Source organism: Indolivaga alginatilytica, assembly GCF_003201355.1.
Taxonomy (GTDB): Bacteria; Bacteroidota; Bacteroidia; order Bacteroidales; family Dysgonomonadaceae; genus Dysgonomonas_A; species Dysgonomonas_A alginatilytica.
This window is the reverse complement of record NZ_QICL01000027.1, coordinates 1-16,215: the sequence shown is the minus strand read 5'-3', so window position 1 is coordinate 16,215 and position 16,215 is coordinate 1. Positions and strand designations below refer to the sequence as shown.

Annotated in this window: 8 protein-coding genes; 4 read left to right on the top strand and 4 right to left on the bottom strand. The window is 38.1% G+C overall.

Translation table 11 applies throughout. The features are described 5' to 3' along the window. Positions 1 to 83: 83 nt before the first annotated feature. The 3 genes from CLV62_RS16815 (at position 84) to CLV62_RS16805 (ending at position 6,885) form a co-directional block, all read left to right on the top strand. Positions 84 to 3,455, top strand: coding sequence for a TonB-dependent receptor (locus CLV62_RS16815; protein ID WP_110311945.1), 3,372 nt, complete (start codon positions 84 to 86; stop codon positions 3,453 to 3,455). 5 nt (positions 3,456 to 3,460) lie between these two features. Next, on the top strand, positions 3,461 to 5,089 hold the full coding sequence (locus CLV62_RS16810; protein ID WP_110311944.1) for a RagB/SusD family nutrient uptake outer membrane protein: 1,629 nt from the start codon (positions 3,461 to 3,463) through the stop codon (positions 5,087 to 5,089). Between the two features lie 251 nt (positions 5,090 to 5,340). After that, the gene (locus CLV62_RS16805; protein ID WP_110311943.1) at positions 5,341 to 6,885 is read left to right on the top strand and encodes a sulfatase family protein; all 1,545 of its coding nucleotides are present in this window, start codon (positions 5,341 to 5,343) and stop codon (positions 6,883 to 6,885) included. A 95-nt stretch (positions 6,886 to 6,980) separates the two neighbouring features. Here the strand turns inward: CLV62_RS16805 and CLV62_RS16800 are convergent, their stop codons facing one another. The 3 genes from CLV62_RS16800 to CLV62_RS21960 all read right to left on the bottom strand — a co-directional run bounded on the left by CLV62_RS16800 (position 6,981) and on the right by CLV62_RS21960 (position 12,944). Beyond that, on the bottom strand, positions 6,981 to 9,017 hold the full coding sequence (locus tag CLV62_RS16800; RefSeq protein WP_110311942.1) for a RagB/SusD family nutrient uptake outer membrane protein: 2,037 nt from the start codon (positions 9,015 to 9,017) through the stop codon (positions 6,981 to 6,983). Positions 9,018 to 9,028: 11 nt separating this feature from the next. After that, on the bottom strand, positions 9,029 to 12,337 hold the full coding sequence (locus CLV62_RS16795; protein WP_110311941.1) for a SusC/RagA family TonB-linked outer membrane protein: 3,309 nt from the start codon (positions 12,335 to 12,337) through the stop codon (positions 9,029 to 9,031). A gap of 373 nt (positions 12,338 to 12,710) precedes the next feature. After that, complete coding sequence (locus CLV62_RS21960) at positions 12,711 to 12,944, bottom strand: hypothetical protein (RefSeq protein ID WP_110311940.1); 234 nt, start codon at positions 12,942 to 12,944, stop codon at positions 12,711 to 12,713. A 760-nt stretch (positions 12,945 to 13,704) separates the two neighbouring features. Here CLV62_RS21960 and CLV62_RS16785 point away from each other — a divergent pair. Beyond that, complete coding sequence (locus tag CLV62_RS16785; protein WP_146212774.1) at positions 13,705 to 15,675, top strand: hypothetical protein; 1,971 nt, start codon at positions 13,705 to 13,707, stop codon at positions 15,673 to 15,675. Positions 15,676 to 15,770: 95 nt separating this feature from the next. Here the strand turns inward: CLV62_RS16785 and CLV62_RS16780 are convergent, their stop codons facing one another. Further along, positions 15,771 to 16,016 (bottom strand): hypothetical protein, encoded by a 246-nt coding sequence (locus tag CLV62_RS16780; protein WP_110311938.1) that lies wholly within the window; start codon positions 16,014 to 16,016, stop codon positions 15,771 to 15,773. Positions 16,017 to 16,215: the final 199 nt, after the last annotated feature.

Genomic DNA, 16,215 nt, shown 5'->3' with positions numbered 1-16,215 from the left:
TTTACCTGTTTCATGAAAGTAACTACCAGCTCTGAGAACGGAAAATTTTCAGGAGCCTTTTGTTAACCTATTATTACAAATCTATGAAAAAAATGTCTTTAGAAAAGGGGCAGAGCCTCCTATTTAACATTTATTCGCTAAGAAAGAAAGTATTAACTACGCTCATCTTCACTTTCTTCATCATTTCATCTTTAGCGAGTCAGAATTACGAGCAAAATACCAAGCTGGATCTTAATCTATCTGATGCAACACTGGGAGAAGCAATAAAAACGATTGAAAAGCAAACCGATTTTGTATTCTTCTATAATAACTCAGAAATCGACCTTACCAAAAGAGTCGATATAAACATCCGTAACGGTACGCTAAAAGAAGTGCTAAGCAAAATATTCAGCGGATATAGCTACCGGATAGAGAATAAGAAAATTGTTTTACTGGCTAAAAAGGACGATCAGCCCACCGAAAAAATTACGGGAAAAGTAATCGATCCGTCAGGTGAAGCAATAATCGGAGCAAGCCTTCTGGTCAGAGGGCAATCAACCGGAACAATTACCGATATTGACGGCAACTTCAATATCGATGCTGCTAAAGGTGCTAAAGTACAAGTATCGTATCTTGGTTTTCAACCCAAAGAGTTTACAGTAGGAGCAGATAAAAACTATACAATAGCTCTCGAAGAGAATCCTCAGCTACTAAACGAAGTGGTAGTAGTGGGTTATGGAGTAGAGAAAAAAGTGAATGTAATCGGCTCCATAGCTCAGATCACCAGTGATAAGTTAGAAAACAGATCGACACCCCAATTATCGAATGCTCTGACAGGGCAAATGTCGGGTGTGACAGTCATACAAAATTCGGGAAAACCCGGAGACAGCAGTGGCAAAATCCGAATAAGAGGTGTAGGTTCTTTCGGAGCAACACCCGATGCTTTGGTTTTAATCGACGGCATTCCCGGATCATTGAATGACTTGAATTCTGAAGATGTGGAAAGTATATCTGTCCTGAAAGATGCCTCAACCGCTGCCATATATGGAGCACGTGCAGCCAACGGAGTTATATTGGTTACCACTAAAATAGGGAAACAAACAGGAGCAGACGGCAAAGTGGCAATAAGCTACAATGGCTATTTAGGGTTCAATAAAGCCACTCAGCTTCCTCAATTTGTTAATTCGTGGGAATATGCTACTCTATACAATGAAGCTGTAGGCCGTGAGGAATACACCGCCGATGTTATACAAAAATTAAAGGACGGAAGCGATCCCGATAACTATGCAAACAGTCATTATCTGAGAGAAATACTAGACAACAAAGGATTCCAAACAGGACACGATGTTACACTGAATGGGGGAAGCAGTGCCAATAAATACATGATCTCATTCGGTTACTTATCACAAGATGGAATTATAGAAAAGAATAATTATTCACGCTACAACGGGCGTGCAAACATTGTGAATCAGATTTCACCAAAACTGATATTAACAACACGCTTATCCGGAATGTACAGTAAAAGAGAAGAACCTAATGTACCGGGAGGAGATGACGCTGAGGGAATGGTGGGCATTATCCAAAAAGCAGTTCGTTTTCCGGGTTTGTATCCTTCTATTCTTTCCGACGGATCAAATGGTCCGGGACCTGAGCAACATGGAACTCCAATATCATGGATAAACAGCGATTCTTTTTATGAAAACCCCAAATTTTCAGCAAATGCCAATCTGAGACTCGATTATAAACCAATTAAAGATCTTCAACTGGCTGCTATCGGTGCATATACATACTCTAATGACGAAGAACGTGGTTTTAAATCGACAATGAAACTAGCAGGCGGCAGGGTTATGGGTCCCTCAGAACTGCGTCATATGATGGATAAGACTACTTATAAAACATTCCAAGCCACAGCTGATTATAACAAAACTGTTCAAAAAAATCAATTCGGGCTATTGGTCGGTTACTCTTGGGAGCAAGAAGACTATAGAAAGGTGCAAGGAACCAGAGATAAATTCCCGGGGAATGACCTGCCTTATCTAAATGCAGGTTCGCCTGACAATCAGACTGCAACGGGTACAGCATATGGCTGGGCTTTGCAATCGTTCTTTGGTCGATTCAAATATAATTTTGATGAACGCTATTTGTTTGAATCAACTATCCGCTACGATGGTTCGTCCCGTTTCCCGAAAGACAGCAAGTATGGGCTATTCCCCTCTGTAGCTGGCGGCTGGAGAATTTCGGAAGAAAATTTTATTAAGGAAAACGGAAACCTAGATTGGCTTTCGAGCTTAAAGCTAAAAGCTTCATGGGGTAAACTCGGCAACCAAAACATAGGAAACTACCCCTATCAGACCAGATTTGGTCTTGGTCAGAATTATCCTTTTGGAGACAATTTTACTCAGGGAGCAGCCGTAATAACAGCTACCGACCCAACTATAAGATGGGAGGCAACCCAAACTATTGACGGAGGACTCGAATCTATTTTCTGGAATGGTTTATTAAGCTTCAATGCAAACTATTTTCACAGAAAAACCACAGATATTCTTTATCAGCCCAGTGGGAGTGTATCATCCATTTTAGGACAAAAAGTATCTGTAACCAATACCGGTAAATTAAAAAATACCGGTTGGGAATTTGAAATAGGACACCGCAACAAAATAGGACAAGTTACATACAACATTAATGGAAACCTGAGTATTATAAACAACAAGGTACTTAGTCTTGGAGTGGGTAATATTCAACAATTAAATGGAATGGTTGGAAATGGTAGCGATCTTTTCATTGGTCACCCGATGCAACTATATTACGGCTATCGCAGCGATGGAGTTTTTCTCGATCAGGCGGATATAGATTCTTGGTACGACCAATCGAAAGTAACACCTAAACCACAAGCAGGAGACATACGATACAAAGACATAAGCGGCCCGGATGGCGTACCCGATGGCGTGATCGACCCTGAATATGATCGTGTTCCCTTAGGATCACAAATTCCGAACTATACTTTTGGATTAAATATCGGAGTGGAATACAAAGGACTAGACTTCTCAATGCTTATTCAAGGAGTATCGGGAGTGGAAGGATTTCTTCAAGGCTACGCAGGTTTTGCAATCTGGTCAGGCGGTAATATTCAACGATGGCAGGCAGATGAGCGCTTCGATCCTAAAAACCCCATCCGCTATCCGAAATACCCCCGTATCGAGAGTCTGGGAAATACTATAGGACCAAATACCCAGACATCCGATTTCTGGATACTCGATGCTTCTTACGTACGTGTAAGAAACCTTCAGTTAGGATATACAATACCTAAAAACATTTTGGATAAAATGAAAATTGCAGGTATGCGATTCTATATTCAGGCAGAGAATCCTTTAACATGGAAGAAGTACCGTGAAGGATGGGATCCCGAAATAAGTACAGACGGTAGCTATTATCCAATATTGGAGACGTATACATTTGGTATTAATCTTAAATTCTAAAAAGTATGAAATCTATCAAATCTATAATTATAGGCATCTTACTTCCTATCCTATTTCTAACATCTTGCGATTTGGAAAGGCATCCGTTGGATGAATATGCCGAAGACAAATTCTGGACGAGTGAAGAAAATGCTATTCTGGCATTAACCGGAATTTACAGAACAAATATTCTGTTTAATAGTCCCGAATATAACCCTACCGACTGGTGGTCTTACGGCGGACTCATATTCCTTGAATTTCCGAGTGATAATGCCTATGACAGACGTGGAGTGAATTCTAATTTTTATAAAATGTCTGCCGGAACACTGCTTCCCAACAATGATTATGTAAATAACTATTGGTCTAATTCATATACTAAAATTGCCAGAAGTAACAGATTCCTGGAAGGAGTAGACCAAATACCAACCAGTCAGGAAGTAAGGGACAGATTCAAAGCTGAAGCTCGATTTATGCGTGCTGCCCAGTACTTTTATTTATCGCAATTTTTCCAAGATGTTCCTATCGTAACAAAAACGCTCACCAAGGAGGAAGCAAATACGGTGAAGAAGAACACAAAAGCCGAAATCATTTCTTTTATTATTACTGAGTTTTCTGAATCGGCAAAAGATCTTCCACGATTCAAAGATCTGAAGAGTACCGAAACAGGACGGGTTTCCAAACAAGCATGCTTAGCATTTTTAGGCAGAACATTACTTGCCGAGAAGGAATACACCGAGGCCACAAAGGTTTATGAAGAAATAATCAACTACGGAGATAATAGTATTGCTCCTGATTATAAATCAATCTTTTTACCAGCCGGTGAAAATAGTTCCGAAAACATTTTCTCGATGCAATACCTTCAGGATTTGGCAGGTAATGCAATGCCGCAACATGCATACCCCAGTAAAAACGGGGGATGGAGTTTAATTAATGTAGCTGCCGATTTGTTTGAAGCTTATCAGTTTAAAGACGGTACTCCATTTAGTTACGAAAGCCCTTTGTATAATCCGAACAACTTAGGAGAGAACAGAGACCCGCGCCTCGATTACACCATCTACTATGATAAGGCAACATTCAAAGGGAGTATATACAGGTGCCATCCTGATATTGCCAGTCCTGATAAAATAGCATCCGGACAAACAACGCAAACAGGTTTAATGATGCGTAAATATTTTGATGAGAACTTTTCCGGAAACTTAAACAGTTACGGCACAAATATTCCCGTTATCCGTTATGCAGAAATACTGCTTAGCTATTTAGAAGCAAAGCTTGAAGCGGGAGACGCTATAAGTGCCGACTTATTGAATAAAACCATCAATCAGACCAGAACCCGATCTTCGGTAAATATGCCTCCTGTTACAGAATTAAATAGAGACAAGCTACGTGCAATACTTCGAAACGAACGTCGTGTAGAATTAGCAATGGAAGGAATCCGCTATTGGGATTTATTACGATGGGAGGTTGCCGATGTGGCATTAAACGCCTACATATTTGGCGCACCTTTTCCCGGAGCTAAAAGAACGAGCCCTACTCCTGATGGCAAGGTTGACAAATATGAGAGATGGTATGTAGGTAATCGCAGTTTTAGAAAAGACAAAGACTATAAATGGCCTATTCCGCAAAGAGAGCAGGATATTAACCCGAATTTAAGATAGTTATCCCTTTATTGGAGGGCTACTAGACCGGTAGTCCTCCAATATTTTAAATGTTGACAGTAATTAAAAGAGACTGGATAGATCAGAAAAGAAACTATCAATTGTCTTTATATTTATCGAAGTAACAAATAGGTCTAAGATCTAAGGTCGCAGACCTTTTTATTGCTTTGGCCGGGCATAACAACCAGAGATAGTTATGCTGATAAATCATCGCATTAGATATTTAGAATTACTTAATAAAAATATTTCTTATGAAAAAAACCTTTTTTTCCATATTTGGAATAGGTGCTTATTTACTGATTCCTCTTTCAGTAAGCGCTCAAAAGAAAGACAAAAAAACAGCAGTAAAACCCAATGTAATTATTATTCTGGCTGATGATATCGGCTATGGGGATCTCAGTTGTAATGGAGAACCAACAGTTCAGACCCCCCACGTAGAAAAATTAGCTGCTCAGGGAATTCGTTTCACCGATGCCCACGCAGTTGCTGCAACAAGCACACCTTCGCGTTACTCGCTTCTGACCGGAGAATATGCATGGAGAAGAAACGATACCGGAATCGCCACGGGAGATGCCGGTATGATCATTAAACCCGAGCAAACCACCATTGCCGATATATTCAAAAATGCAGGATACGCCACAGGAGCTATAGGAAAATGGCACTTGGGACTAGGTGATAAAGCCGGTCAACAGGATTGGAACGGTTACATCACTCCCGGATTGAAAGATATCGGTTTTGATTACTCGTATATTATGGCAGCTACAGGCGACCGCGTCCCGTGCGTATTTGTAGAGAATCAGCGAATCGTGAATCTGGATCCCAATGATCCCATAGAAGTAAGTTATGAAAAGCCATTCCCGGGAGAACCACTAGGTAAAGACAATCCCGACATGCTTTATGTACAAAAGCCCAGCACAAGCCACGGACATGATCAGGCTATCGTAAACGGAATATCGCGCATCGGTTACATGAAAGGTGGCAAAAGCGCTCTTTGGGTAGATGAAACAATTGCAGATAGTATTACCTCTCATGCTATTGAATTTATAGAAAGCAATAAAGACCAACCATTCTTTTTATATTTTGCAACCAACGACATACATGTGCCTCGTGTTCCTCATCCTCGATTCACTGGAAAAAGCGGAATGGGACCTCGTGGAGATGCTATTCTTGAATTTGATTGGAGTGTAGGTCAAATTATGGAGACTTTGGAGAAACTAGGTCTAACAGAAAATACTTTAATTATACTTACAAGCGATAACGGACCCGTAGTAGACGATGGTTATGCCGATCGGGCAGTAGAACTACTTGGCGATCATCGCCCATGGGGACCTTTCCGTGGAGGTAAATATAGTATTTTTGAAGCAGGCACAAGAGTACCATTCGTGGTTAGCTGGGCAGGCAAGACAAAAGAAGGAGTATCCGATGCTCCGGTTTCTCAAATTGATCTTTTTGCATCACTCACCGGTTTAATTAATGGTGAAATTCCGGCAAATGCAGCTCCCGACAGTCAGAATCAACTGAGTACATTATTGGGGAAAGACAAGAAAGGTCGTAAGTATATTGTTGAGCAAGCAGGTTCGCTTTCCATATCAGACGGCACATGGAAGTATATTGCTCCCGGCAATGGTGCTGCTTATGATAAATTGACAAACACCGAACTTGGAAATAATAAAGAACCTCAACTCTACAATCTGAAACAAGATATGGGTGAGAAAAAGAATCTGGCTGGCGAAAACCCTAAAAAGGTTGCTGAACTAAAAGCCATATTAGAAGCTGAGAAAGCCAAAACTAAATAGAAAATACAGCTTAACCCCACAATGGAATGGCATTTTAATAACAGAAGACCTCAATTAATTGAGGTCTTCTGTTATTTTATAATTATTAGATCTACTTACTGAATAGCTCCTTCATTTGCAACTAAAGACCAGTATGGATTCTGATATATCGGAGAACTTTCTACACCACCACTTGAGGTTATCAGAAAGTGCTGTATTGCTATCGGATACAGGTAATGTGCCATTGCCCATTTACAACCGCCCTGTTTCAACACCAATGAGTTCGGATTTATCTCCTGAGGCCTCATATAGACACTTTGCTCTGGACCGCTAACATTGGCATCAACCACTCCGTATTTCAATATAGACACACCTTTATCATCCACATACCAAGCCTTCATCGGTCCCCATAGTTTCATTCCTTCCAGATGATAAGGTCTGGCTATAAGCTGATCCAAAGATCTCCACCTCCTTAAGTCTGCCATTCTTAAACCCTCAGCCATTAACTCACTGCGGCGTTCTCTTCTAATATTATATAGCGTAGGAGAAATCAATTGTCCGGCAGAATAAGCTCCCCAGTCATTCAAAGCTTCTTTACTCATGTCAGTTGAAGCAATTGTGATATTGAAATCGTTATTTACTTTGGCACGGTCTCTTAAACTTTTCCAATATTGGGTAGCTACTCCATCCAGAGAATTGTTCTTCTCATAATAAGCCTCTATATAATTTAAATAGGCTTCTGCCGATCTGAAAACAATAGAGCCTGTATAACATCCGCCATTATCCGTAAATTGTCTGCCATCAAAAGTTCCGCCTTTTCGTATGGCGTATCCTGTACCATACCCTACTTCCGCATTCGACGAAGTGATATTCGGATAACCTTCAATCGGATTAGCACGTCCGGCTCCTTCGGTATTAAATAACATATTCTTTTGCTGAGGTTCTTTTAAAAACAGCCACAAGCGTCCGTCTCTATTCTTTCTGACATCTGCAATATAATCATCTCCTGCATATCTTGACGGATCAGCATAAATCGGTTTTCCATTATCTAAAAGGAAGTTGTCCACATATCCTCTTGTTAATCCGTTTACATAGCCACCTGTCTGTGCTGCAATGGGTACATTATGTGTTATACCCAATCCCCTGTCGTATTGTTTCCATAGGATAACTTCTGAGTAACCTCTCAAATCGGTGTTTCCAAACATATTATGGTATGGATTCTCTACGTCTGTAATACTTTGTTGAAGTACTCCATTATTTGTTACCAACGGGTATTTATCTGCCACAATTTTAGATGCATCAATACATTGCTGGAAAAAATCATTCATTACTGCATCATAATTAGCAATAGTGTAACCGCTGTTATAATCTTTTGCAGCACCCGGCCAACCGGTTCCTCCGGGAACAAAAGCTGTGCCCTTAAAGTATTTCATCCATGTACCTTCGTATAATGCTACTCTCGATTTAAGCATATAAGCAGCATACAGCGATATTCGGTTCTTTCTTCCTCCATCAGGATTCTCTTTTAAGAGTGAAATCGCTTTATCCAGATCAGCCAGAATAAACTTAGCAACTTCTGTGCGTGGTTGTCTCTTGCTTGCTTCAATCAGAGGAGCCATCTCATTGGGCAAAGGTTCAGTTACGATAGGGAAATCACCTACCCTTTGCAATTTTTTAAAATACTCGAATGCTCTGAAAAAATAAACTTCCCCAAAAGATTGGTCAATATTTACTCTGGTTCCTGTTATTTTTCCCGCATCCAGTTTTTCCTGTGCATGTTTCAGGAAGTAATTACATTTGTAGATAAATGTGAATGCCCACTCGCCTCCGGTCTGATCTACCCTCCATTCTCCGGGAATAAAGTGATTAGCTGAAGTTTTGTTGTTCATATTATCCGTATTATTATCCAATCCGAATGTCCCGAAACTCCAGTTTCCATGTACATCAAATTCCTGATCGTTCCCATTATCCCATTGATTACGGGGAGCATATAAATTATTCACATATGACTCCAATTGCGATTCGGACTCGAAATATATTTCAGGCGGAATCGTAGAAAGGGGGCTTTGGTTCAAATCATCGGTACAAGCAACAAATAAGGATGACACCATTATGCAAGTACAAAACTTTATTAAATAATTATATAGTTTCATAAGTAATCAAATTAAAAATTAATATTCAGACCAAATGCAAATACTTTGGACAAAGGATATACATTTCCGCTATTGCCCCATCCGCCATCTACTGTTTCGGGATCAAACATTTCTGCCATATCTGTCTTTGTCCACAAATTTTCTCCCGAGACAAATACTCTTAGTTTCGATACGCATAGTTTACGAGAAAGAGCTGTTGGAAGTGTATAGCCTATTTGTAAGTTTTTTAATCTTATATAGGATGCATCTTGTAAATAACGAGTCTGTCTTTTGGTGTTCTTACTCGAATTAAATAAAGGTCTTGGGTAATAAGAATCAAGATTTACATCATTCACTCCATTCACTACAGAATTGGTATTTGCATCTCTGAAATAATCCTCGTGCTGTATAAAACCCGTTGACCACCACATACCGCTACCTCCGGTATCTGTCTGCTTATCTCCGCCTCCGTATGCTCCCCAGAAGAAATAATTACCATTCCAGAAATCACGTTTCATAATACCTTGGAAAAACGCTCTCATATCGAAACCTTTCCAATCGGCGGTAAGTTCAAATCCAAACTGATATCTAGGGGTGGTATTACCTATCACCTTCAAATCGCCATGGTCATTCAAAGTATTGCTACCATTATTAATTTTACCATCTCCGTCAATATCCTTATACATAATGTCTCCTGCCCCCCATTGATTACCTAGAGCATCCTGTCCTCCATTAGGTAAAGTGGCTAGATGTGCATCCATTTCTGCCTGAGTTTTAGCTATTCCTATAGTTTCGTATCCCCATATCTCGCCCATTTTTTGGTTAGGATTGTACGTTTCTCCTGTACGTGCACCCAGATTACCTGTGAGGTTGGGATATCTCGTAATCGTTGTCTGATAATCAGCCAAATTAAATCTTACGCCATAGCCCAGTCCGTTTTTTAATCGGTCTTGCCATGCAATCTGAAGTTCAAAACCTTTATCCTGTAAGTCTGTATTATTTGCCCTTGGCACAGTAACCCCAAGTATTACAGGTCTCTCGGGTGCAGGACCTAACATATCTCTTGTTTCACGGACGAAATAATCGAAGGAGCCTGTCAATCTATTATTTAACAAACCAAAATCGAGACCTATATTAGTAGTCCGTATTTTCTCCCATGTCAGATTTTCATCAATCAGGGTCAACGGAGCCCACGACACATTCGGTTTAATACCGTTTTGCATCCATGCACCTTCCGATGCTTTTACTGTCATAGCAGCATAAGTAGGATACCACTTATCGGTATTCTGATTAGCTAATTGTCCGTACGATCCTCTTAGTTTTAATGTTCCTACCACATCCTGAAGTGGTTTCCAGAAATCTTCCTGTGCAATATTCCATCCCAAAGAGAATGATGGAGACCATACCCAGCGATTATGGCTTCTATAACGTGAAGATCCATCGTTCCTTAAATTAAATTCGGCAAGGTATCTTCCTTGATAATCGTAGTTGATACGGGTAAAATATCCGAAAGTACTCCAACGTTGTCTCGATCCGTTCACCGATGGGGTCACGGGTTTGCCATCATAGTCAGTTCCACTGGTTCCATCAATTTCGTTGATTCCTGGAACCAGAATCCCATCTCTTTGCAACCCGAATTTGGTTTGTTTCATATTTTCCGACTGGATCCCAAGCATACCTTTGAAATTGTGATTTTTATTCACGGTATACGTATATTCGGTATATAAATTAACTGCCGATTGGTTTTCCTTCAAATGATCTTCGTGCACATTAGAGTTTTTAGACCACACAAAAGGATTACTGTCTACGTCATACATGTATGTCACTTGCTTATCCCAATGTCTGTTTGCATTTTTTATTGCATAATTTACTTCGGCAAATGTTTTCCAATGTTTAATAGGTTCGAAAACAAACTGAATTTGTTGGTATAAATTATCTGTTTCAATCCTGTCATTACCTTCATTTCTAAGAGCCAGAGCGGTTCGTTGCATTAAAAAGCCGTTCGGATCATATAACGGAAGCGTTGGCCAGGCCTGACGCCCTAAGTCTCCGAATAGACCATCTGTCATAGCCGATGGACGCTTGTATTTATCACGAATAAATCGATTAGTATAATTAACCCTTACCCAACTTGCAGCATCATAGCCCACTTTTGCAGTGGCGGCATATCTGTCGTAAGTATCTTGATTAAACTGCATTAAACCATCTTGTGCCAAAATATTGAAGGATGTGTAATAAGTTACTTTTTCGTTTCCACCACTGATACTAAAATTATGTTCCTGCCCCATCGATTGAGATCGGAAAATTTCCTTATAGTAATCTCTATTATCATTACCTCCTGTATTATTAATACCATTCGGGTCGAAACCTTCTTCCCAACGATTGTTATTCCTGTTTTGGACTGTTGATGTGGTTATCTCTCCTCTTTGAAAAGCTAATATATTAGCCAACCATGCATCACTGAAATGAGCAGTACCGCCTCCATTTAAAGCAGCATCGTTAAAATAGTTTGCAAAAGTATAAGAGTCCATCATCTGAGGCATCAAAATGGGTTTGTTCCATCTGAAGCTATTATTATAATTTACTACTGTTTTTCCTACAGTTCCTTTTTTAGTAGTAATTAATATTACCCCGAAAGGTGCTCTCGATCCATAAATAGAAGAAGATGAAGCATCTTTCAAAACAGAGATATTCTCAATATCCTGAGGATTAAGAGCATTGATATCCCCCTCCATTCCATCAATCAAAATCAAAGGCGAATTTTTCGAACCATCGGCAATAGTACCCGTACCCCGAATATTAATCGATGCACGCGATTCTAAACTACCATTATTCTGAGAGATGTTTAATCCCGGAACAAGCCCTTGCAAAGCTTGCGTTGCCAGCATTACAGGGCGATCCTGAATGTCTTTTGCTGTAGCTATACCTACAGCACCGGTCAGGTTTACTTTTTTCTGTGTACCAAAACCAACAACAACCACTTCATCCAGTAATTTACTATCTTCAACTAATTTAATATTCAGATTAGTTTGATTACCGACTTGTACCGATTGTGTTATGTACCCCATGTAAACGAGTTTTAAAGTAGAATTTTGGGGAACATTCAACGAGAACCGACCTTCTATATCAGTAATAGTACCTGTTGTTGTTCCTTCTGCGGCAACAGAAACTCCAATTAAGGGTTCTCCTGTTTTAGAATCGGTCACTAGTCCTGTTATGCTTTTTCCCTGTGCAAATATTGTAACAGGCACAATAAACACCAGTGCAAGAATCAAGACAAAGCGATGTATTATTCTCACTTTATCCCTGCATTTTAAAGTTACATAATTGTTTTTTTTCATAATGGAATTAGATAAATGTTTACTTATTAAAATAAGGTGAAACAAAGGTGGTGTATCTACAGAAAGAGAATGGGGAGAAATGAGTCAAATAAGTATGAAAATTAAGTCACTGTCAAAAAAAACTATAATATGTTATTTATTGTGTAATTAATCATTTAAGTCAGAAACTCAAATGATAAGATTTACCTTCATTCAATACTTAGTAAGTCAGAAAACTCTTATAAATTCACCCTTAAGCAAATTAGTAATACTCTCTATAGATTCAATCTATAGAATCAAATAAATTAATAGTTGTCGGAATTTTGAAAAATATGTTAATGGGCGTTTTGAAATGAGTAAAAATAAGACGAAAACTAATTTTAGTTATCGATGCCTATAAAGGATGATATACAACAAAAAATAAATTACCGCTTGATTTAGCTATTATTAAAGGATCTCTGTCTGAATTATATTCAACATATTGGTAAATATTTAATTGAGGGTCTCCCAATGTATCAGGTAATAAATTATATCCTAAATTTAGAAATATGATCTTTTGTTCTGGCTGATTGGCTTGTTTACATCCAAAAAAATGTAATAAGACTATTATAAAAAGTATATTTTTCATATTGGTTCTAGACTAGTAAAGTAATAACGAAGATAAAACATTTCAATTGACATTGTCCAATAAATTGTGTAAATGAAAACCGGAGCTGATACTTCTCTTCGGACAGTTTAGGTCTTAGCTGATTCTTTTTAGATTCTAATGTTCGGGGTTTACTGTAATTCCTAGCGAAGCACATTTCTTTTTGTAAGTGATTCTATAAGTACCTAAAAAGAAGAGGCTGCAAATCGTTGATTTACAGCCTTGATTATTCTCCCTAAGTGACCCCGGAGGGGCTCGAACCCTCGACCCATTGATTAAGAGTCGCATTTGATTGCTTCTCAACTGCTTTCATCCGTTTTCTTTAAGTTGCAATATTATTGGTTTCCAGCTAATTGTTGAAAATTTTATTTTCATCTAATTGGATAGATTTGCTTGCTTTTAGCATGGGTGTGTGCAAATCGCGTGCAATGCAATGTTTTTTTTATGATGTGTAGTACTGAGCAACGTAAATAACAAAATTGTAAATTGATTGATAATTTGAATATCAGTATTTAATATATGACGTTTTGCAATTTTCCATTCTAAAACAGTTGATCTATCGCATTTGGTTAATTTCACCCCCTATAATTCAGGATAGAAAGCATACCTTGCATTTTTAGATAACCAGTATTAATTCAGAAAAACTCATCGTTCGATGGAAACACAAAGATTCTTCGTGAATAAGTATCCTAGGCATTCTTATTTTCCAAATTCTAGACATAAATCGAATAATGCTGTAAGCATGAACTTAAAGTATCTACTATTATTAATGTTATTTATTTCCGGATGTAAAGAGTATCCGCAAGAAGTAAGTAATGCACTGGAGCTAGCCGGTGATAACAGAGCCGAATTAGAAATTGTTTTGAATCACTATAAAAATAAGGATCGAAAAAAATATGAAGCAGCCTGCTTTTTAATCAGCAATATGCAATATCATAGCAGTAAAAATACAATCATTTTAGACAGTGCTTATTATTCTTTCTTTTTCCAAACAGATTCTTTGTATAATACCATTTATCAGAATTATAAAATATCCGATATCCGTTCCTTTAAACCAAAAGGATATGATGATTTAAGAAAGCTTAAAAGGCATGAATTCAGTACCATTCCTTTACCTAAAATTGAGAAAAATACACTAACAGACTTACAGCGTGTAAAATCGGAGTTTCTTCTTGACAATATAGATCAAGCGTTTGAGGTCTGGGAAAATAACCCATTACTAAAAGATATGCAATTTGATGATTTTAAAGAATTTATACTTCCTTACAGAACAACAAATGAGGAATTGTTACTAACACGTTCTGATCTAAAAAAAATGTGGATAGACAGGTTAGCTCCGGATGGCTTCTCAAATAGTACTTTTCCAATCGAAAGATATAAAGTATATATAAATAAATGCCGTTGGTTAAATGATTACACCAAACCTGAAAAACATATAGCCATATTTGATCTCTTTCTCCCTAAATTTAATATGGATTGCCATAACATGACCAATTGGACTTGTAATTCATTAAGGGCATGCGGTATACCAGTAGTATATGAATATACTCCACAATGGAAAGACAGAAACAGAAGGCATTTCTGGTGTACATCCCCTGATTCAAAGGGTATATTACAACCTTACACCGCACCTGAAAATAATCTCAGAGAAGATTGGGAAAGCGATATTAAATATGCAGGAAAAGTTTATAGAAAAACTTTCGCCGCTAATCAAAAAACACCTTATTTTTTAGCTGAAGAGTCTGAATATATTCCCGACGAGTTTTCATCCCCATTATTATTGGATCAGACTTTCCGTTATCACCAAACTATCACATTACGGTTACCTTTTAATGAGAATACAAATAATAAGTTAGCATACCTCTGTATGTTCAACGGAGATGAATTGAACCCTGTTGGATGGGGGATTATTAATAAGAAAACAAAAGAAGTCACATTTGAACAAGTACCTTTAAATACCATATTTGTACCTGTATACTATGATGACGAGACAATATTAAATTTTGGTGAACCTTTTATGGTTCATTTATCCGGTATAACAGCAAGTATACCTATGCCTCTCACGGTTAATTCCCCAAAATATATCTTTGACTTTCGAGTAACTGATGGGGTATTAAAACAACTAAATAATAAAGCAGATTTACTAAAAGGAGTTCAATTTGTATCTATTCATCCAAATAAAGAACTTCTCGAAGAAATGACTCTTCTACGAAAATATCCTGAAAAAAGAAAACTCAAAGAGCTGCAACAAAAATTGGTCGGGGCTTTTTTTAGTGGAAGTAATGACGAGAAAAAGAATTTTGATACTCTTTTTGTTTTACAAACTGCACCTCTTCCATATTTGCAAGAAATTAAATTGAATAATAACAAAACATATCGTTATTATAGTTTTTCCACAGCTGATAAGAGTCGTGTAAATATAGCCCATATGGAATTTCTGGGTACTTACTCTAAATATAATAACTGCACAAAACCTACTCCATTACCCATAACTTCTTTTCAAAGTATTCCTGAAAAAGAGACTAAAAGCGATCTCCTTTACCGAATAAATGGGATACCTATACATGCGAGGTCTAAACCCGAAAATGCCTTCGATGGCGACTTTGAAACATTTGCAGGTTCTTCGCAGATAAGTATGGACTTTGGTAAACCTGTCGTAATTACCCACGTAAGGTTTATTCCTCGTCACCTTAAAGTACACATACTCAAATAATCTTTCATCTTTACAATTCTTTGAGTGATCTGTATTCCGGCATTTTAAGTACGCATCGGCCAGAAGTTCCTCTTCCAGTTTACGGTGCTCTTCCATTATATACCCTGCGAATCCTCTGGCCATGACACTTCTATTTTAATGGTTAATACTGTAATCTGATTTTGGTCTTCTGCGAACATAGTCCCGCTTCTGATATCCTTAAACAGATCAATGATACTTTTTCTTTTCTGTCCGAGACTTGTAACTTCCGATTCTTTTAATTTCTGTATTACATCCTCTACGGTTTTCTCTCGTTCTTTACACTCTTCGCAATCAGAGTCCTTGCGTACCTGTTTACTCATAACTTCACAATACGGGTTTAATTAATAATGCGAATCAGTAGTTGAACTTTTCCGCTGATTTATTTAGTTAAAATGTTTATAATCAATAAAATAAGCGATTGATTATTTGCTCAATCTCTTGAAAATCATTAACTTAAAAGAATAATCCCCATTATTTTTCAGTTATGATTCCCAAGAAGAAAGAGCTTAAACTGATAAA

Coding starts and splice junctions, on each gene's coding strand:
- CLV62_RS21960 (WP_110311940.1), bottom strand. CDS start 12,944: ATGAAAAATATACTTTTTATAATAGTCTTATTACATTTTTTTGGATGT.
- CLV62_RS16780 (WP_110311938.1), bottom strand. CDS start 16,016: ATGAGTAAACAGGTACGCAAGGACTCTGATTGCGAAGAGTGTAAAGAA.
- CLV62_RS16785 (WP_146212774.1), top strand. CDS start 13,705: ATGAACTTAAAGTATCTACTATTATTAATGTTATTTATTTCCGGATGT.
- CLV62_RS16810 (WP_110311944.1), top strand. CDS start 3,461: ATGAAATCTATCAAATCTATAATTATAGGCATCTTACTTCCTATCCTA.
- CLV62_RS16805 (WP_110311943.1), top strand. CDS start 5,341: ATGAAAAAAACCTTTTTTTCCATATTTGGAATAGGTGCTTATTTACTG.
- CLV62_RS16815 (WP_110311945.1), top strand. CDS start 84: ATGAAAAAAATGTCTTTAGAAAAGGGGCAGAGCCTCCTATTTAACATT.
- CLV62_RS16795 (WP_110311941.1), bottom strand. CDS start 12,337: ATGAAAAAAAACAATTATGTAACTTTAAAATGCAGGGATAAAGTGAGA.
- CLV62_RS16800 (WP_110311942.1), bottom strand. CDS start 9,017: ATGAAACTATATAATTATTTAATAAAGTTTTGTACTTGCATAATGGTG.